Origin of the sequence: Rhizobium sp. RU33A (genome assembly GCF_900156055.1) — a bacterium.
Classification (GTDB): Bacteria; Pseudomonadota; Alphaproteobacteria; order Rhizobiales; family Rhizobiaceae; genus Allorhizobium.
The window spans coordinates 209,664-225,890 of the sequence record NZ_FTMQ01000003.1 but is presented as its reverse complement, the minus strand read 5'-3'; the positions used below and the strand labels follow the sequence as shown (position 1 = coordinate 225,890).

General features: G+C 59.4%; 18 protein-coding genes and 1 tRNA gene. 12 read left to right on the top strand and 7 right to left on the bottom strand.

All coding sequences use genetic code 11. The features are described from left to right. Window positions 1-37 precede the first annotated feature (37 nt). On the bottom strand, window positions 38-1,033 hold the full coding sequence (locus BW978_RS11970; RefSeq protein ID WP_076395396.1) for a porin: 996 nt from the start codon (window positions 1,031-1,033) through the stop codon (window positions 38-40). A 238-nt stretch (window positions 1,034-1,271) separates the two neighbouring features. Further along, window positions 1,272-1,362: transfer RNA gene (locus BW978_RS11965), tRNA-Ser, on the bottom strand. Between the two features lie 604 nt (window positions 1,363-1,966). Between BW978_RS11965 and BW978_RS11960 the strand changes: the two genes are divergently transcribed. Together BW978_RS11960 and BW978_RS11955 are read left to right on the top strand one after the other, a co-directional pair. Continuing rightward, window positions 1,967-2,956 (top strand): porin, encoded by a 990-nt coding sequence (locus tag BW978_RS11960; RefSeq protein WP_076395394.1) that lies wholly within the window; start codon window positions 1,967-1,969, stop codon window positions 2,954-2,956. Window positions 2,957-3,255: 299 nt separating this feature from the next. Continuing rightward, window positions 3,256-4,188, top strand: coding sequence for a tyrosine-type recombinase/integrase (locus BW978_RS11955; RefSeq protein ID WP_083697574.1), 933 nt, complete (start codon window positions 3,256-3,258; stop codon window positions 4,186-4,188). Window positions 4,189-4,288: 100 nt separating this feature from the next. Here the strand turns inward: BW978_RS11955 and BW978_RS11950 are convergent, their stop codons facing one another. Next, window positions 4,289-5,506, bottom strand: a complete 1,218-nt coding sequence (locus BW978_RS11950; RefSeq protein ID WP_076395392.1) for an NAD(P)/FAD-dependent oxidoreductase — start codon at window positions 5,504-5,506, stop codon at window positions 4,289-4,291. Window positions 5,507-5,840: 334 nt separating this feature from the next. On the opposite strand from BW978_RS11950, the gene BW978_RS11945 reads away from it, so the two are divergent. The 3 genes from BW978_RS11945 (at window position 5,841) to BW978_RS11935 (ending at window position 8,012) form a co-directional block, all read left to right on the top strand. Beyond that, window positions 5,841-6,194, top strand: a complete 354-nt coding sequence (locus BW978_RS11945; RefSeq protein ID WP_006727353.1) for a hypothetical protein — start codon at window positions 5,841-5,843, stop codon at window positions 6,192-6,194. A 184-nt stretch (window positions 6,195-6,378) separates the two neighbouring features. Continuing rightward, a complete protein-coding gene (locus BW978_RS11940; RefSeq protein ID WP_240532579.1) occupies window positions 6,379-6,789 on the top strand; it encodes a PilZ domain-containing protein in 411 nt (136 codons plus the stop codon). Window positions 6,790-6,899: 110 nt separating this feature from the next. Continuing rightward, the gene (locus tag BW978_RS11935; RefSeq protein WP_076396488.1) at window positions 6,900-8,012 is read left to right on the top strand and encodes a pyridoxal phosphate-dependent aminotransferase; all 1,113 of its coding nucleotides are present in this window, start codon (window positions 6,900-6,902) and stop codon (window positions 8,010-8,012) included. A 153-nt stretch (window positions 8,013-8,165) separates the two neighbouring features. Here BW978_RS11935 and BW978_RS11930 read toward each other — a convergent pair whose 3' ends face one another. Next, window positions 8,166-8,432, bottom strand: a complete 267-nt coding sequence (locus BW978_RS11930; protein ID WP_006727350.1) for an SEL1-like repeat protein — start codon at window positions 8,430-8,432, stop codon at window positions 8,166-8,168. Window positions 8,433-8,940: 508 nt separating this feature from the next. Here BW978_RS11930 and BW978_RS11925 point away from each other — a divergent pair. Beyond that, window positions 8,941-9,276, top strand: coding sequence for a DUF2147 domain-containing protein (locus BW978_RS11925; RefSeq protein WP_076395390.1), 336 nt, complete (start codon window positions 8,941-8,943; stop codon window positions 9,274-9,276). A 70-nt stretch (window positions 9,277-9,346) separates the two neighbouring features. On the opposite strand, the gene BW978_RS11920 is transcribed toward BW978_RS11925, so the two are convergent. After that, the gene (locus tag BW978_RS11920) at window positions 9,347-9,724 is read right to left on the bottom strand and encodes a glyoxalase superfamily protein (RefSeq protein ID WP_076395388.1); all 378 of its coding nucleotides are present in this window, start codon (window positions 9,722-9,724) and stop codon (window positions 9,347-9,349) included. A gap of 255 nt (window positions 9,725-9,979) precedes the next feature. Between BW978_RS11920 and BW978_RS23550 the strand changes: the two genes are divergently transcribed. Both BW978_RS23550 and BW978_RS11915 read left to right on the top strand, forming a co-directional pair. Beyond that, window positions 9,980-10,150, top strand: a complete 171-nt coding sequence (locus tag BW978_RS23550; RefSeq protein ID WP_175616878.1) for a hypothetical protein — start codon at window positions 9,980-9,982, stop codon at window positions 10,148-10,150. 92 nt (window positions 10,151-10,242) lie between these two features. Then, on the top strand, window positions 10,243-11,745 hold the full coding sequence (locus BW978_RS11915; protein ID WP_076395386.1) for an AMP nucleosidase: 1,503 nt from the start codon (window positions 10,243-10,245) through the stop codon (window positions 11,743-11,745). 91 nt (window positions 11,746-11,836) lie between these two features. Here BW978_RS11915 and BW978_RS11910 read toward each other — a convergent pair whose 3' ends face one another. Both BW978_RS11910 and BW978_RS11905 read right to left on the bottom strand, forming a co-directional pair. Continuing rightward, the gene (locus BW978_RS11910; RefSeq protein WP_083697573.1) at window positions 11,837-12,370 is read right to left on the bottom strand and encodes a GNAT family N-acetyltransferase; all 534 of its coding nucleotides are present in this window, start codon (window positions 12,368-12,370) and stop codon (window positions 11,837-11,839) included. Between the two features lie 56 nt (window positions 12,371-12,426). Further along, complete coding sequence (locus BW978_RS11905) at window positions 12,427-12,900, bottom strand: OsmC family protein (RefSeq protein WP_076395385.1); 474 nt, start codon at window positions 12,898-12,900, stop codon at window positions 12,427-12,429. 150 nt (window positions 12,901-13,050) lie between these two features. Here BW978_RS11905 and BW978_RS11900 point away from each other — a divergent pair, with 150 nt between their 5' ends. From BW978_RS11900 to BW978_RS11885, 4 genes are all read left to right on the top strand, one after another. After that, on the top strand, window positions 13,051-13,641 hold the full coding sequence (locus BW978_RS11900; RefSeq protein ID WP_076395383.1) for a PadR family transcriptional regulator: 591 nt from the start codon (window positions 13,051-13,053) through the stop codon (window positions 13,639-13,641). A 2-nt stretch (window positions 13,642-13,643) separates the two neighbouring features. Continuing rightward, a complete protein-coding gene (locus BW978_RS11895; protein WP_076395381.1) occupies window positions 13,644-13,937 on the top strand; it encodes a DUF2218 domain-containing protein in 294 nt (97 codons plus the stop codon). 204 nt (window positions 13,938-14,141) lie between these two features. Further along, on the top strand, window positions 14,142-15,305 hold the full coding sequence (locus BW978_RS11890) for a TMEM43 family protein (RefSeq protein ID WP_139330489.1): 1,164 nt from the start codon (window positions 14,142-14,144) through the stop codon (window positions 15,303-15,305). A gap of 140 nt (window positions 15,306-15,445) precedes the next feature. After that, window positions 15,446-16,219 (top strand): SDR family NAD(P)-dependent oxidoreductase, encoded by a 774-nt coding sequence (locus BW978_RS11885; RefSeq protein WP_076395379.1) that lies wholly within the window; start codon window positions 15,446-15,448, stop codon window positions 16,217-16,219. Window positions 16,220-16,227: the final 8 nt, after the last annotated feature.

Here is a 16,227-nt window from a genome sequence, read left to right as displayed (position 1 = left end):
CGAGGCCGGGCTTCCCTTATTCGATCTGGAGATCGAATTAGAACGAACGTGTCAGGCGAACGAAGCCAGACCAGCTGTCGTTTGCAGTGTCCGGATCGTAGTAGTCAACCGTTGCCGAAGCCTTCAGACCAGAAGCGAGCTGGTATTCGGCGAGGAGGCCAGCGCCCCAAGCGTCGATGCCAGTCTGACCTTCCCAGTAGTTAACCGAAGGAGTGATCGTCAGCTTTTCAGTTGCCTTCAGAGCGTAAGCTGCACCAACGGTCCACTCGATTGCACCGATCGTACGAGCAGAAGCTACGTAAGCGTTAGCACCGGTCGAATATGCACCGTAGAGTTCGAAAGCGCCCGGACCCAGGTCAGCTGCGATTTCGCCAACGACGAGGCCTTCTTCGCCTTCGAAGTCATATGCGCCCCAGAGGGTCATGGTTGCAACGCCGAGCGTTGCAGAGGCGTAGCCCTGAACACCGATCTTCGAACCGACGTAGTAAGCGCTCAGGTCGTCGACGCCGAGGCCGATTGCGAACGCGTCAGAAGCGTAGGCATACGTGACAGTGTTGAAGTTAGCGTCGTTGATGAATGCGTCGCCTTCAGAAGCGGTGCCTACGTCATCGAGCCAAGTCGTGATCTTACCAACGCGGAAGCCGCCGACGCTGATGTAGGCCTGATCGAGACCAACCGTCGAGTCACCAGAAACTTCACCAGTGTTCGTCGACTGGATACGGATGTAGGTGCCAATGGTGCCGATTTCCGAGTCGCTCTTGGTTTCGAAAGCAAGACGCGCACGGACGTTCGACTGCCAGCTCGAACCGCCGGACAGATCTTCGCCGAAGCTTACGCCGGCGCGGATTTCGCCGCCGATCTTGAGGCAGGTTTCGGTGCCGGGGATGTAGAAGTAGCCGGTGCCGAAGGCGTCGCAAACGCGAACGTATTCCATGGGCTCGGGCTCAGCAGCGACGATTGCGTCAGCAGCCTGGGCGCCGGAAACTACAGCGAGAGCTGCAGCGGAGCCGAGAAGAAGGCTCTTGATGTTCATTATTGACCTCCAGTCAATTATAGAGGTCGCACCAGTTGATTTCAGTCTTTGATTATTATTTTCAATTACTTAGAGATTTCGAGCGACTCTGATCGGCAACGCGGAGACGCGTTGCACGTCTCAGCAACCATGATTTCTGACGGAGCTGTGGCAGATGCCAGGCGCACGAACTTGCGCAAACGCTCCATACCGTGAGCGCGATTTGCCAAGTGTGATGGTGATGTGAAGGGGGTAATAATGGCGGAGAGGAAGGGATTCGAACCCTCGATACGCTTTTGACGTATACTCCCTTAGCAGGGGAGCGCCTTCGACCACTCGGCCACCTCTCCGGTGACGCCTGATTATTTGCTTGAATCAGTGATTGCAAGGCCTTTTCTCCGCTCTCAACATTTTAGCGAGCGGTCGCCAGTGCCAGGGTTGATCCCATCACTCCTATGAAAAGCCGAATCGTTCCCGTCTCACGACATGATTCTGTCACTCGGCCGGCCATCTGCTGCCGATTTTCAGGCTTAAGTTCGAAAACTGCCAGTGTCGAAGATGCAGCTTCGAGGCGAGCCGATATGGTTCTGAATGCAACTTTTTGCGGAATCCTGTGCCAAAATGAGAAGAACACCCGCCTGCGAACACCTGCACCGCGTACCCAAGAGCCTGTGTAAGCGCCGGTTTTTTTTGGATTTTCTTAACAAACCCTAAATGGATATGGGGCCGTACAGCGGACTTTGTGGCCTTTCAGCAACAGGCCGGGTGGAAGGGTGGCCACATTCTGTCCATTCCACTCTTTGGTGATTGCATGACCGACGGGGTTTTGTATTTTCAACCTCGGAAGCGAGGCGGTGGATCGTCCGTCTTCTGAAACCGACGGGGATGGGGCAGGGAACGCTGTCCTTCAGCCAAATAACCCAGACCCATACGAAACTTGACTGGAGGTCAATAATGAACATCAAGAGCCTTCTTCTCGGCTCCGCTGCAGCTCTCGCTGTAGTTTCCGGCGCCCAGGCTGCTGACGCAATCGTCGCTGCTGAGCCCGAGCCCATGGAATACGTTCGCGTTTGCGACGCCTTCGGCACCGGCTACTTCTACATCCCCGGCACCGAAACCTGCCTCAAGATCGGCGGCGAAGTTCGTGCGACTGTAAGCTTCGACGAGTCTTCGGCTGAAGACTGGGATAGCAATGTCCGTGCTCGTCTTTCGTTCGAAGCCAAGAACGACTCGGAACTCGGCACCGTTGGTTCCTACATCCGCTTGCAGGCCGTTCAGGGCGCTGAAGCTGACATCAACGATGACCTCGATAGCGTAGAAGTAGAGCAGGCCTATATCACTGTCGGCGGCTTCCTCGTTGGTCGCGATCTGACCTGGGTTGACGACTGGGGTCTGGCTGGTGAATCGGACGGCTTCTTCGGCAATGCCTACTTCAACACGATTTCCTACACCTATACGTCTGACGCTTTCACCGTTGGTCTCGGCGTTGACGATCTTTCCGACGAATTCGTCGGCAACGAAGTTGGCGTTCAGGGCACACTGTCGGCAGCATTCGGCCCCGCTTCGCTCGCAGCCTACGCTGTCTACGACTTCGGCAGCGAAGAAGGCGGTATCGCTGGCGTTCTGTCTGCAGACATCGGCCCGGGCACGCTCGGCATCGCTGCTGGCTGGGCTTCTGGTCAGTCGGTTGGTTACGACTTCGCTTCCGAGTGGACCGTCGGCGCTGCATACACCTTCAAGGCGACCGAGAAGCTCTCGATCACCCCGCAGGTCATGTACTACGACTCCGTCGACTTCACCGCTGCTGACGCCTGGGCTGCCGACATCTACGTCGAATACCAGCTCGCTCAGGGCCTGAAGGCTTCGGCTGACCTCGGCTATCGTGACCAGGACGGCGTTGACGACAACTGGAACGGCTTCGTTCGCCTGACCCGCTCGTTCTAATCCACAGCGATTAGCGAAAAAAAAGCGTTGGGTCCGGCTTCATCATGAGCCGGACCCTTCGCGCATTTCAGAATTGGCTTGAATACTTTTTCTGCCAGAGGCTTGGGCTGGTCCAAGTTGGCATTGCGTTACAGCAGAAGGGAGCGCGAACGATCCACCATGGCAGTCCTATAGGGGCTTAACACGAAAGTTTGTGCTGTTTTGCACTATACTTTTTATAAGTTATAACGATATCTGCGCCCGTGGGGACGGGCGGTGAGCCCGTTCGCGTGCTCGCCAAAGGGAAATTTGGGGGATACATGCAGGTGGAAATGCCAACCGGCAAGGGTTTTGACGTCTTCGTGGGCGTGCCCGATTATTCGGTACATTATCAATACAGACAGGGAACGATCCTGCACGAGGTGCGCGAAACCAATTTGCGCGAACTGTTCGGCAAATATGGCGACCTGTTGTGGATGAATGGCAGCCACAAATATAACGTAACCAATTTTATCGGAGAGCTTCACGATCTCCTTGATTTTCCGAGCTTTTCGGCTTTTTCGGACGAGATGCTCGACCAATTGATCGGCAAATTGCGCAAACGCGGTAATAGCAATGCCACCATCAACAGAAAGATGGCGGCCTTAAGCAAACTGCTGCGAAAGGCGAACAAGATGGGCGACGTTCACAGTCTGCCTGAATTCAAGCGCCAGAAAGAGAAAGCGGGTCGCATTCGTTTTCTCGACACAGATGAAGAAAACCTGCTGTTTTCCGAAATCCGGGCGCATTCCGAACTCTATTACCGGTTCTGCCTCTTCCTGGTCGATACCGGCGCCCGCCTGAGCGAGGGTCTGAACCTGCGCTGGGGCGACATACATAAAGACCGCGTGACCTTCTGGGTGACAAAATCGGGGCGCTCGCGCTCGGTTCCACTCACCCAGCGTGCGCTGGCTGCCATTGAAGCGTCGGATCGTCGATATTCGGGCCCGTTTGCCGAGATCGATCAGCAGCGCTTCCGCATCGCGTGGCACAACGCCAAGGATGCGGTGGGCTTTGCTGACGACAAGGACGTGGTGCCGCACGTGCTGCGCCATACCTGCGCATCGCGCCTGGTTCAGGGCGGGATCGATATCCGTCGTGTGCAGATGTGGCTCGGCCACCAGACGCTCACCATGACCATGCGCTATGCTCACTTGGCTTCGCATGATCTGGACATGTGCGTTCCGATCCTGGAGCGGGCGGCGGCGTCGTGAGTCATATCGTAATGTAAATTGCAAAAGGGCCGGCTTTGTCCGGCCCTTGCTCTTTATAGTGTGTCATTCCCTGCCCTGCCCCAAAGGCGGGCTCATGGCCTCAGGCCATCAGGCTCTTCAGGTCGAGCGCGGGATCGGCAATCGAGACAGGATCGACCGGCCGACCGAGATCCAGGAGCTTCTTGCCGGTCACATAGGCCTTGGCATCGTTGATCGCATCAACGGCAATAAAGACACCCTTGCGGAAATACCAGATCGAGAGGCTACCCTCGCGGGTACCGGGGCGAAGCACTGTCTGATCATAGCCCAGATTGAAGCCAGCGATCTGCAGTTTGACATCATACTGGTCAGACCAGAACCAGGGCTTCGGGCGATAGGGCTCGGATCCCCCCGCGACTACGGCTGCAACCGCTTCGGCCTGATCCACCGCATTCTGTACGGATTCGAGCCGCACCTGCTCGCCATTCCACGCTTGGACGGCGCAGTCGCCCATGGCGAAGATGGCAGGGTCGCTCGTGCGACCAAAGCTGTCGACGACGATGCCGTTTTGAACCTCAAGCCCCGCATCACCGGCAAGCCGATCGTTTGGGGTCACACCGATCCCGACGATGACAAGGTCGACGTCGATGACGCGCCCGTCCGAGAGCTCGGCGGCCTTTACCCTGCCCTCATCGCCGATCAACCGGGTCAGACCCGTCTTTTCGTGGATGTGCACGCCCTCGGATTCGTGGATCGTCCTGATCGCATCCGCCGTCTGCGAAGCGGCGACACGGGAAAGAATGCGGTCGGCCATTTCGATCAGCGTGACGTCGAGACCCAGTTTGCGGGCGACGGCTGCGGCCTCAAGACCGATATAACCGCCGCCGATGATGAGAAGTCGATGGCCCGGTTTCATCTCATCGGCCAGACGATCGGCATCGGCCTTGTCGCGCATCGTGTAGACGCCCTCGAGATCACCGCCGATCGCGGCCGGCAGACGGCGCGGCGTCGCACCGGTGGCGATGGCGAGGGTCTCGTAAGGGATCTCGCTGCCGTCAAACAGCTTGACCACGCGCTTGTCACGATCGATCGCTTCGACCGGCGTCGACAGGCAGATCTCGACCCCGTTCTCGCCATACCAGGCTTCGGGCCGGAACAGCAGTCGATCGAAGTCCATATCGCCGAGCAGATATTTTTTGGAAAGTGGAGGCCGCTGATAGGGCAGGACCGGCTCGTTGCCGACGATGGTGATCGGCCGCTCGTCCTTCAGCGCCCTCAGTTTCGCGGCCAGAGCGAAACCCGCCTGCCCTGCCCCGATAATCACCAGTCGCTCCGCCACGTGATGCACTCCCTGCCGTATGCCGTCCAAATCAGAATCGCGGCCAGAAGAGTGGCCACGACGCGATGCAGCAAGGCCTAGCTTTGTGGCGGTTTGCGGTCAAGTTGGCCTAGGGCTCGCCGGTCGAAACCGTTCATTGTAAACGGCGTGCACATCCTCGCTGATTGCTACCGACGGCATCCCCGACCAAAAACGGCACAGACCGCCAACCGACGAAGTCGCTGGCAAATCTTGCCAATTTGAGAGCTCGTCTGGATTTTACGGTTTGCATGCAGGATCTGGTAACGGACATGGGCTAGCATGTCATTCTAACTTGACACCGTGGGAGGGTAGCATGCCCTTGCAGAGGATACCGGACGCAAAATCGGACATCCCTCGGGATCAGATCTTCGAGAAATTCAAGATCGATCGCCCCGGCAAGATCGTGTTTGTCGGCCACCATCTCAGCATGGCGCGGTCGCAGCGCTGCCTCATCCGGACGATTTCGCTTTATGGCGCCGATCTCGACGTCTCGCCGCATGTCCAGGTGCCGCCGAACTTCTTTCTGGAGATCCTCGGCATTCACGATGACATCGGCTGCACGCTGATCCGCCGCGAAGCCGAAAAGCTCACGGTCGGCTTCAACATGTTGATCGACCCCGAATTCCTGCACCGTGTCGTCAGGCTTTCCTTCGAAACAAGCCACTGAGATCTCGCGCCGGCTGATCACCGCTTGCGCCCTCTTGCGGGCGCCAGCGCGGCCTGCGCTTGCCGGGACGTCCGTTGAAACTGAATATTCAGCATTGGTAAAATTTGAGCGATCTTATTGATGCTACTGCAAATATTAGTGCTCACAGTGTGAGCCAGAAGAGTTTGGGGAGCCGGTCATGGCGATGGAAAATGCGACGCATCTGGCTGGGGTACGCTCGGAAATGTACGAGCGCAAATGGGAGCGCTTTTATGTTCGCCGGCCGGCCAAGGTGATGTCGGTTCGCCCCGGCCTCACTGGTATCACGATCCGCAGCTGCGAAGTGGTCGACATTTCGCAAGGCGGTGCAGCGATCGAACTCACGACTGCGATTGGCCTCTCCTCTCATTATTATCTGCAGATCGTCGGCCTTGCCGACCGGATCGGATGCGCCGAGGCCTATCGCAACGGCAACAGGGTCGGCGTGAAGTTCATCGCACCGATCTCCGAGCACATGTTGCACCGGATCGTCCGCGCCGACTTCATGCTTGGCGACGCCGTCAATACGCCGCTCAAGCCTTTCCAGAACGGCAACGGCGCACGCCTCGGTCGCTGAGAAAATCTCTCCTGGCAGATGAGGTCTGATCGCCGCGGATCCGGCTTGCTTCGGCTGCGGCGGCACTTATGGTGAGCGGATCGCTCTCGACCTCCGGATGCCGCTTCGCAATGACCGCCTTTTCACGCTTCACGCCCCTTTCCGCCTCGCTCCCCGCAACCGTGCCCTTTGTCGGTCCCGAAGCCATTGAACGGCAACGGGGCCTTGCGGTTCGCGCCCGCATCGGCGCAAACGAGAGCGGCTTCGGCCCGGCACCTTCCGTACTTGCCAGGATCGCCGAGAAATCGGGCGAGATCTGGAAATACAATGATCCGGAAAACAATGCCCTCAAGGTAGCGCTCGCCGCGCATCTCGGGCTGAAGCCTGAGAACTTCGTGATCGGCGAAGGCATCGACGACCTGCTCGGGCTGATCGTGCGGCTGGTGATCGAGCCCGGCATGCCTGTCGTCACATCGCTCGGTGCCTATCCGACTTTCAATTTTCATGTGAACGGGTTTGGCGGGCGCCTGGTCACGGCTCCCTACCGGGACGACCGGGAAGATCTCGACGCTCTCCTGGCCTTGGTCAAAACGGAAGATGCGCCGCTCGTTTATTTCGCAAACCCCGACAATCCGATGGGCAGTTGGTGGGATTCAGACAGCATTGTCGCGTTTGCCCGTGCCCTGCCTTCGACCACGCTTCTCATCCTCGATGAAGCCTATAGCGAGACGGCACCCGAAGGGTCGATCCCATCCGCAGATGCGCTGATCGACCTGCCGAACGTGATCCGAACCCGCACCTTTTCCAAGGCCTATGGCCTGGCGGGTGCCCGTGTCGGCTATGGCATCGGCACGCCTGGCACAGTCTCGGCCTTCGACAAGATCCGCAATCATTTCGGCATGCCGCGCCTGTCGACCGAGGCGGCTCTGGCGGCGCTCGCTGACCAGGGCTATCTCGACGACGTCGTCGGGCGGATCAAGGCGGCACGGGACAGGATCGCCAGCATCGCGAGCGCGAACGGTCTCAGCCCCCTGCCCTCTGCCACCAATTTCGTGGCGATCGATTGCGGCCGCGACGGGGTCTATGCCCGGGCCATCGTCGACGGCCTGATGGAGCACGGCGTCTTCATCCGCATGCCCGGCGTCGCTCCGCTCAACCGTTGCATCCGGGTCTCGGCAGGCCTGCCTGAAGATCTCGACCTTTTCGAAGCGGCACTGCCAAAGGTCTTGAAGGCGCTCAACTGACCTCGCCACAATGAAAAAGACCGCGCCGGCCTTGTTCCTGCCGGTCGCGGTCTTTGAAAAGTGTTGGCCCTGGCCCCGTCCAAAGGTCCCCGCCACGTTCCCCACTTAGGGTTATTCTTGTCATTCTCCTGCCGCGGTCGCGGCCGGAAATCGTCAGTGCATGGTCATCCATTCGCGGGCGGCACGAAGCGCCTCGGCGAGTTGGATCTTGCTCATGGTCTGGGCGAGATCGGCGCGCAATTCTGCAGCGCGGTCGCAGCCCTTGATCGCGGCAATGTTCAGCCACTTGTGTGCCGACACCAGATCAACAGGGCAACCGCGGCCGGTTGCATACATCAGACCCATGTCGCGGAAGACATCAGCCCGGGTTTCGCCACCCATCGTGGCATTTTCGGAATTGTGCATTTCAAAGCGTGCCATTGGTTTTGTCCCTGTTTGCCTAGTTTCTCGGTCGTCCCTGTTTTCCCTTGCGGGCCCTTCCGAAACGGCGCCGGATCTTTGTCCGGTCATTCTCGCTTTGGTCGGGTTTGGCGGGGTTTTTCCCTGCTCGTTTGATGGGTCCACTATGCCAAACGGTCTTCAAAACTCGCTTAAAATGCATCCTTAATTTGCTGAAAACAAAGTACAAAAGCTTCGTAAACTTCGGATTCCGTTAAGCATCGCTTCCCCTGCAACCCAAGGATTTCCGCTCAAAATTTACGAAAGCTTCACGCTGACAAATCAACCGATTTTTCACCATGTTTCCGGAAGGCAATTCGCAGAAGTACAGGATTTGCTGCGATCTGAGGCTTTCCACCGCTCGCTTTTCGCGGCGGATTGCTTTTACCTTTACGTGTGCGTAAGATAATTCTTAACCGTTGGACGGCTGCGGAGAGGACCGTCTCCGACCACGGGAGAGGACCATCATCTCGGGAGGAGAGATCAGACCATGCGTTCCATCATCATTGCGGCAGCCCTCGCGCTTTCGGCCTTCACAGCCCAGGCCGCCGAGCCCATCGAAGGCAACTGGAAAACGGCATCCGGCGCCACGGCCCAGATCGCACCGTGCGGCGGCGCCTATTGCGTGACGCTGAAGAGCGGCAAGCACAACGGCAAGCAGATCGGCAAGATGTCCGGCAGCGGCGACAGCTACAAGGGCGAGATCACCGATCCGGAAACCGACAAGACCTATGCGGGCTCCGGTTCCGTCTCCGGCAATTCGCTGAAGATGCGGGGCTGTGTCATGGCCGTGCTCTGCAAGACGCAGACCTGGTCGCGTCTCTGAGGCGATCGCCGTTTGAAAACCGCAAAGGGGCGCCGGCTACAACCGGCGCCCTTTGGCATTCAAGGATTGATCACAGGGGCTGGCCCACGTCGATGCGATTGCCATCCGGATCTTCGAAGACGAAGGCCCGCAGGCCGTAATCCTTGTCCTGAAGACGCTTCACCACCCTTAGACCTCGTTGCTGCACGAGGTCGTGCAGATGGTCGATATTCTCGACCATCATGTGGGCGATGTTGAAGTCAGCAGCCTTGTGGTTCCTTTGAAGGGTGAGATGCAGTTCGGCGTCGTCGCGCTGCAGGATCATGAAGCCGACGGGGCTACCGTTCTCGAAGACCTTTTGAAATCCAAGCAGGTCGACATAGAAGGCTTGGGCCCGCTCCATGTCTTTGACGGGCAAGGTCGCGGCAATGCGCCCGAACCGGAGGGTGACTTCGTGTTTTTCAGTCATGGGTGAAACCCTGTTGCCGGACGGCGGGGCGCATGGTGACGGTGCACCAAAGGCGAGGCCATTCGGTAAGGAGAGCTGGACGGGACGGTGCCCGTCGGTTTCCATTATGACCGGAAGCCAGACCGAGGGAAGAGGTATTTCCAGACGCCCCGCATTTCAATTAACCCTTCTGAATGCCAGATGAACCCGCATCTCAGCCAGCATTCAGACCCGCTCCGCTATACCGTTCTCAACAGATCGGAAAGGAGCAAGGACATGGCCAAGCTGACACGGCGTCTCACCATCATCTCTTTGAGCATGGCGCTTTTCGCCTTCATGTTCGCGCAGCTCGTCGTCAACACTCAGCCGTCCGTGCGGCATCTGTCTTCGGGTCTCGTCGCAAGCTGCGCGCCGACCGGCCTCAACAGCTGCCGCCCGACCTTCTGATCGAAGCCAGGCGCGCAAGCGGCTCCGAAGAAATCTTGACGCATCCCTCATGACGTCGTTTGCTTGTCAGATTTCGTCTCCTATAATGCGCCATGAACACACGAATCCTGTCCCCAGCACCCCAGAACTCCATCAGCCCTGAGCCCTTTGCGCCTCAGGTCTTCACAGATGCGACGGCGGCCGTGGATGCGCTGACCGTCCTTTACGAACGCAATACCACCTTCCTGATCGACGCCTTTTCGGCGCTCGCCAAGGGTGGGCCGATCGAAGGCCGCTACCGCGCCTTCTACCCTCAGGTCAGCATCGAGACGACGAGCTTCGGCCATGTCGACAGCCGCCTCTCATACGGCCATGTGACCTCGCCCGGCATCTACACGACGACGATCACCCGGCCGCAGCTCTTCCGCCATTATCTGAAAGAGCAGCTGGCGCTTCTGATGCGCAATCATCAGGTGCCGGTTACGGTGTCTGAATCGGCAACCCCCATTCCGCTGCATTTCGCTTTCGCGGAAGGCGCCCATGTCGAGGCGTCAGCCGGTGGCCTGGTCGACATGCAGCTGCGCGACATCTTCGATACGCCGGATCTCACCGTCACAGATGACGAGATCGCCAATGGCGAATACGAGCCCTTGCCCGGCGAGCCGCATCCGCTGGCCCCGTTTACGGCACAGCGCATCGATTATTCGCTGGCGCGCCTGTCGCATTATACCGCGACGAGTGCATCGCATTTCCAGAACTTCGTGCTGTTCACGAACTACCAGTTCTATGTGGACGAGTTCTGCGCCTATGCCCGCAAGCTAATGGCGGACGGAAACAGCGACTACACGGCCTTCGTCGAGCCCGGCAATATTCTCACCCCTTCGGGCCACTCCGAACCGATCGAGGGTGTCGCACTTGGACGCCTGCCGCAGATGCCGGCCTATCATCTGAAAAAGAAGGGGCACGGCGGCATCACGGTCGTCAACATCGGCGTCGGTCCTTCCAATGCCAAGACGATCACGGACCATATCGCGGTGCTCCGGCCGCATGCCTGGCTGATGCTCGGCCATTGCGCCGGGCTCCGCAACAGCCAGCGCCTCGGCGATTATGTTCTGGCCCATGCCTATATGCGCGAGGATCACGTTCTCGACGACGATCTCCCGGTCTGGGTACCGATCCCGGCGCTGTCGGAAGTGCAGCTGGCGCTCGAAGACGCGGTCGAGGAGATCACCGGCTATGAGGGCTTCGAGCTGAAGCGCATCATGCGCACCGGCACGGTTGCCACGATCGACAACCGCAACTGGGAACTGCGCGACCAGCGTGGCCCGGTGAAGCGGCTTTCCCAGGCACGTGCCATTGCGCTCGACATGGAATCGGCGACAATCGCCGCCAACGGCTTCCGCTTCCGCGTGCCCTACGGCACGCTGCTCTGCGTCTCCGACAAGCCGCTGCATGGCGAACTGAAGCTGCCGGGCATGGCAACGGCCTTCTACAAGACGCAGGTCAGCCAGCATCTGCAGATTGGCATCCGGGCACTGGAAAAGCTCGGCGCCATGCCGACCGAAGCACTGCATTCGCGCAAGCTCAGAAGCTTCTTCGAGACGGCATTCCAGTAAGGCAGCAAGCGCAGCGGCCGGCAGAAACGGCAGAATGGCGTCCGGCAGGAATTTCCTTCCTGCCGGGAATTAACTGATGGGAGCCTGAAACTCAGCGCCCAAGGAATTCGCCGCGCGTTAACGCGTACCAGACATCGCCGTGTTCGGAACCCGGGATGGGATCAGGAAAATCGGCAAACTCCGTGCGCATGTCTTTCATGCCGATTTTTTCCATCACCCGTCGCGAACCCTGGTTCACGGCCATCGTGGTTGCCACGATCCTTTCGTAGCCACCGCTGGTGAAGCCCCATGTGACAAGCGCCGCGGCTCCTTCCGACGCCAGTCCCTGGCCCCAGCACGCTCGGCGCAGGCGATAGCCGATCTCGGCGATCATCTCCGTTTCCGGAAACAGACAGAACCATCCGACAAACGCGCCATCGGTCGTCCTGCGTGCAGTCCACACATAGGGTTCCGTGCCTCTCGGCATCAGGAACGGCGCTTGCTCCGGGTCGATCTTCTGGTGATCGACCGCGCCGCCGTTCAGAAAGCGCATCACGTCCGGGTCGCGTTCCAGCGCGATGAAATCGGCAGCGTCACTCGAGCGACAAGGAGCGAGCGTCAGGTTCGCCGTCTGCAATTGCACCATCAGGTCTCCTCGCAGGGAGAGCTTCCGTCGAGCACGACCGGCCCCGCCCTCATCTTTCACGCCTCGACGATCTTCGCCTCGCAGCGCACGGGGAAATTCACCGAATTAGCAATGAAACACTTCTCGTGAGCGTCGCCATGAAGGTCCAGCGCAAGCTCCGGAAAGGTGCCACGCTTGATGGTAACGGTGGGGCGGAGCACGACATCGGTAAAGCGCCCCGTACCATTGGCATCCATTTCCATGACACCTTCGGCATGGTCTTCATAAGCAATGACAATGACGCCGGAGACGGCGCAGAAGTGCAGATACCAAAGCTTGTGACAGGCCGACAGCGAGGCGAGGAAGAGATCTTCCGGGTTCCAGCGCTTGGGATCGCCGCGAAAGGCCGGATCAGCGGAGCCGAGAATATCCGGCTTGCCTGCGGCTGAGATCAGATGATCACGTCCATAGTCGCGGTAGCCGGAGGTTCCTGTACCGGCATTGCCCTGCCACGTCACGGTCACCTGGTATTCGTGTCGCTTCTCGCTCATCGGTGCTCTCCTCTGCGTTTCGTCCTTCGATCTTAGTCCTCGCGCCCGAGCCGGACCAGCATGACCCCGGAGAGATTTTTAGGACCGGGCCTTGCATCGTCCGATCTAAGATATATCTTAGATGCAATTCAAACAGAACGAGAGACAATTATGAGACATTCCCAGAGCGGCCGCGGCGAATGCGGCAATCCCTTCCACGCCTTTCGCCAGGCGATGCATGCCATGCGCCATGGCGGCCCCCAGGGCGGGCCTTTCGGCAGCCCCAGAGGGCGTGGCGAACGCCGCCGCATGTTCGACGGCGGCGAGCTGCGCCTCGTCCTCTTGAAACTGGTCGAGGACCAGCCTCGTCACGGCTATGACCTGATCCGCGAAATAGAGAGCCTGTCCGGCGGCGCTTATGCCCCCTCGCCCGGCGTCGTCTATCCGACCATGACGCTGCTTCTCGACATGGGGCTCGCGGAAGAGCATGAGAGCGACGGGCCACGCAAGGTGATGACCATCACCGAAGCCGGCCGAACACATCTCGCAGAGCGGGCCGACGAGGTCGCGACCGCGATGGGGCGGCTGACAGCCCTTGCAAAAGTCAGCGAAAGAACCGATGCAGCCCCGGTGCGTCGCGCCATGCACAACCTGAAGCAGGCCCTGCACGACTGTCTGTCGCGCGAGACGACCACGCGCGAGACGCAATTGGAAGTCGCCCGCATACTGGACGAGGCGGTCGGCAAGATCGAAAGGCTCTGACTATGGCACAATCCACGACAACCGTTCCGACTGAAAACGGCTGGAAGTATCTGCAACAACTCTGCAAGCACTGGGCGCACAAGCTCGACGTCGAGCTCGACGAGGAAAACCACAAGGCCGTGGTGAAGTTTCCCGAAGCAAAAGCATCCATGCAGTCTGACGCGTCGAGCCTCTCGGTCTTGATCGAGACGGATGACCCCGACAAGCTCGAAACCTATCAGGGCGTGGTGGCCAGCCACCTCGACCGCTTCGCCTTCCGCGAGGCCCCCCTGCCCTTCGACTGGAAAGCGGCTTAACTCATTCCCGACGTCACGGGTCCGCCAAGCAGAAAAGCTTGCTTTTCGGATCAGTCTCCTCAGTGAGGCTGATCCCTCTGGCGGAGGATGTGCCAATACGGCCTGCCCCGCCTTCGATCCCCCCAAGATAAGAACTTTCCCTAGCAACGAAACTTGCTAGAAACTCGCAACTCGGCAAGGGCGCTGGGCAAATGGGGGATTGCTGTGACTGTGGTAACAAGGACATCGACATCTTGGTTTTCTCGTCTGGGTGGGGCGCTGACAGGGGCCATATTCGGCTTCATTCTCGTCATCGTGGCAATCGTCGCGCTGTTCTGGAACGAAGGACGATCGGTCGCGACTTATGAATCGCTGGTGGAAGGCCAATCGATCGTCGTCAGCACCGATGCATCGCGGATCGATCCTGCGCTCGATGGCAAGCTGGTGCATATCGAAAGCGCCGTGGTTCCGCAGGCAGACGTCGTCGATGCGGATACGGGGATCAGCGCAAGCGGCGTGATTGGTCTGGCGCGCAAAGTCGAAATGTATCAGTGGGTCGAGGAAAAGAGCAGCACGACCGAGAAGAAGCTGGGCGGCGGCGAAGAAACCGTGACTACCTACACCTATTCCGAGGAATGGAGCGAAAAAGCCCAGGATTCCTCGGAGTTCCAGGAAACGACAGGACACGAGAACCCGGAATTCTGGCTGCCGTCCTCGGAGACTGTTGTGGAATCGGCGCAATTGGGAGCCTTCAGCGTGGAGGGCTCGCAGATCGCCTCGGCTGGCACGCGGCAAGCCTTGCCGATCACCGCTGAAACAGCAGCCGAGGCTTCCGAAGCGCTCGGCTATCCCGGCGAGGGCCGGGCCGTCACGCAGGCGCTTTACTTCGGCGCCGATGAGAAGGCGCCGCAGGTCGGGGACACCCGGATCCGTTTCGAGAAGATCGTGCTGCCCGAAGTCAGCGTCGTGGCCATGCAGCGCGGTGATCGCCTGGCCGAATATACCACGGAAAACGGCTATACGCTCTTCCTGCTCGCCGCTGGCCGCGAAACTTCGGACAAGATGTTCGCCGACAGCCAGACCGGCAACGTCATTCTGAGCTGGGTCATTCGCGCAGCGGGGATCCTGGCTTTGTTCCTCGGCTTTGCCCTCATCCTGCGGATCTACAGCGTGATCGGTGACGTCATTCCGTTCGTCGGCACCCTGATCGGCTTCGGGACCGGTCTGATCTCGTTCGTCCTGGCGATTGTGGTCGGCGTGACGGTCATTGCGATCGGCTGGTTCGCCGTCAGGCCGCTGCTGTCGATCGGGCTGATCGTGGGCGTGGTCGCGATCATCTGGGCCTATTCCAGGTATGTCCGCAAACAGACGGCCCAGCCTGCAGCGTGACCCGCGGACGGTAGAGCACTGAGCACGCCTGGGTTCACCTGAAATACCCTAGGTCATGTTGCAACTGGATGGACAAGAGCGGCCTTGCCAAATCACATCGGGGCCGCTCTAAGCTTGTCTGACAACAGGAGGACACGCCCATGACCGCACTCACCATTCCCGATCTTTCTGGCAAGGCCGTACTGATCACCGGCGCATCCAGCGGCATCGGTGAGGCCCTGGCCCGGGCTTTTGCCGCACAAGGCGCACTGGTCGGTCTGCACTACAATTCGAATGCGGAAGCGGCGCATGCCATCGCCCGCGACATCGAAGCCGCGGGTGGCAGCGTCGTACTGGTGAAAGCCGATGCGGCGTCATCGGAAGCCATGGCGGAGGCCGTCGCGCACGTCGCCAAGACCTTCGGTCGGCTCGATGGCGTCATCAACAATGCCGGCAGCATGATCGCCCGCGTGCTTTATGAAGAGATGACGGACGCGCAATATGACAAGGTCATGGATGTGAACGCCCGCTCGGTGCTCTCCACTACGCAAGCGGCCATCGCGCATTTGAAGGTCCAGGGCGGCTTCGTCATCAACACAACATCAGTCGCCGCCCGCACCGGCGGTACGGCCGGCTCCGGCGTCTATGGCTCGTCGAAGGCCTTCGTCGCGGCCGTCACCAAGGGCATGGCGCTGGAATTCGGCAAATATAATGTGCGGGTCAATGCAGTGGCGCCGGGCGTCATCACCACGCCCTTCCAGGACAAATACGCGCTGCCAGGTCAGCTCGATCAGGTGGCCGGCAGCGTGCCCTTGAAGCGCACCGGCACACCGGATGACTGCGTCGGCGCCTATCTCTTTCTGGCGTCAGAGATGCTGTCCGGCTACATCACCGGCCAGACAATCGACGTGAATGGCGGGCAATTCATGCCGTGACGGCTTGG

Excerpts from the sequence above, each read along its gene's own strand:
- BW978_RS23550 (WP_175616878.1), top strand. The coding sequence starts at position 9,980 with ATGGCCAAGCTGACACGGCGTCTCACCATCATCTCTTTGAGCATGGCG.
- BW978_RS11915 (WP_076395386.1), top strand. The coding sequence starts at position 10,243 with ATGAACACACGAATCCTGTCCCCAGCACCCCAGAACTCCATCAGCCCT.
- BW978_RS11960 (WP_076395394.1), top strand. The coding sequence starts at position 1,967 with ATGAACATCAAGAGCCTTCTTCTCGGCTCCGCTGCAGCTCTCGCTGTA.
- BW978_RS11955 (WP_083697574.1), top strand. The coding sequence starts at position 3,256 with ATGCAGGTGGAAATGCCAACCGGCAAGGGTTTTGACGTCTTCGTGGGC.
- BW978_RS11910 (WP_083697573.1), bottom strand. The coding sequence starts at position 12,370 with ATGGTGCAATTGCAGACGGCGAACCTGACGCTCGCTCCTTGTCGCTCG.
- BW978_RS11925 (WP_076395390.1), top strand. The coding sequence starts at position 8,941 with ATGCGTTCCATCATCATTGCGGCAGCCCTCGCGCTTTCGGCCTTCACA.
- BW978_RS11900 (WP_076395383.1), top strand. The coding sequence starts at position 13,051 with ATGAGACATTCCCAGAGCGGCCGCGGCGAATGCGGCAATCCCTTCCAC.
- BW978_RS11920 (WP_076395388.1), bottom strand. The coding sequence starts at position 9,724 with ATGACTGAAAAACACGAAGTCACCCTCCGGTTCGGGCGCATTGCCGCG.
- BW978_RS11885 (WP_076395379.1), top strand. The coding sequence starts at position 15,446 with ATGACCGCACTCACCATTCCCGATCTTTCTGGCAAGGCCGTACTGATC.
- BW978_RS11895 (WP_076395381.1), top strand. The coding sequence starts at position 13,644 with ATGGCACAATCCACGACAACCGTTCCGACTGAAAACGGCTGGAAGTAT.
- BW978_RS11905 (WP_076395385.1), bottom strand. The coding sequence starts at position 12,900 with ATGAGCGAGAAGCGACACGAATACCAGGTGACCGTGACGTGGCAGGGC.
- BW978_RS11930 (WP_006727350.1), bottom strand. The coding sequence starts at position 8,432 with ATGGCACGCTTTGAAATGCACAATTCCGAAAATGCCACGATGGGTGGC.
- BW978_RS11945 (WP_006727353.1), top strand. The coding sequence starts at position 5,841 with ATGCCCTTGCAGAGGATACCGGACGCAAAATCGGACATCCCTCGGGAT.
- BW978_RS11935 (WP_076396488.1), top strand. The coding sequence starts at position 6,900 with ATGACCGCCTTTTCACGCTTCACGCCCCTTTCCGCCTCGCTCCCCGCA.
- BW978_RS11970 (WP_076395396.1), bottom strand. The coding sequence starts at position 1,033 with ATGAACATCAAGAGCCTTCTTCTCGGCTCCGCTGCAGCTCTCGCTGTA.
- BW978_RS11940 (WP_240532579.1), top strand. The coding sequence starts at position 6,379 with ATGGAAAATGCGACGCATCTGGCTGGGGTACGCTCGGAAATGTACGAG.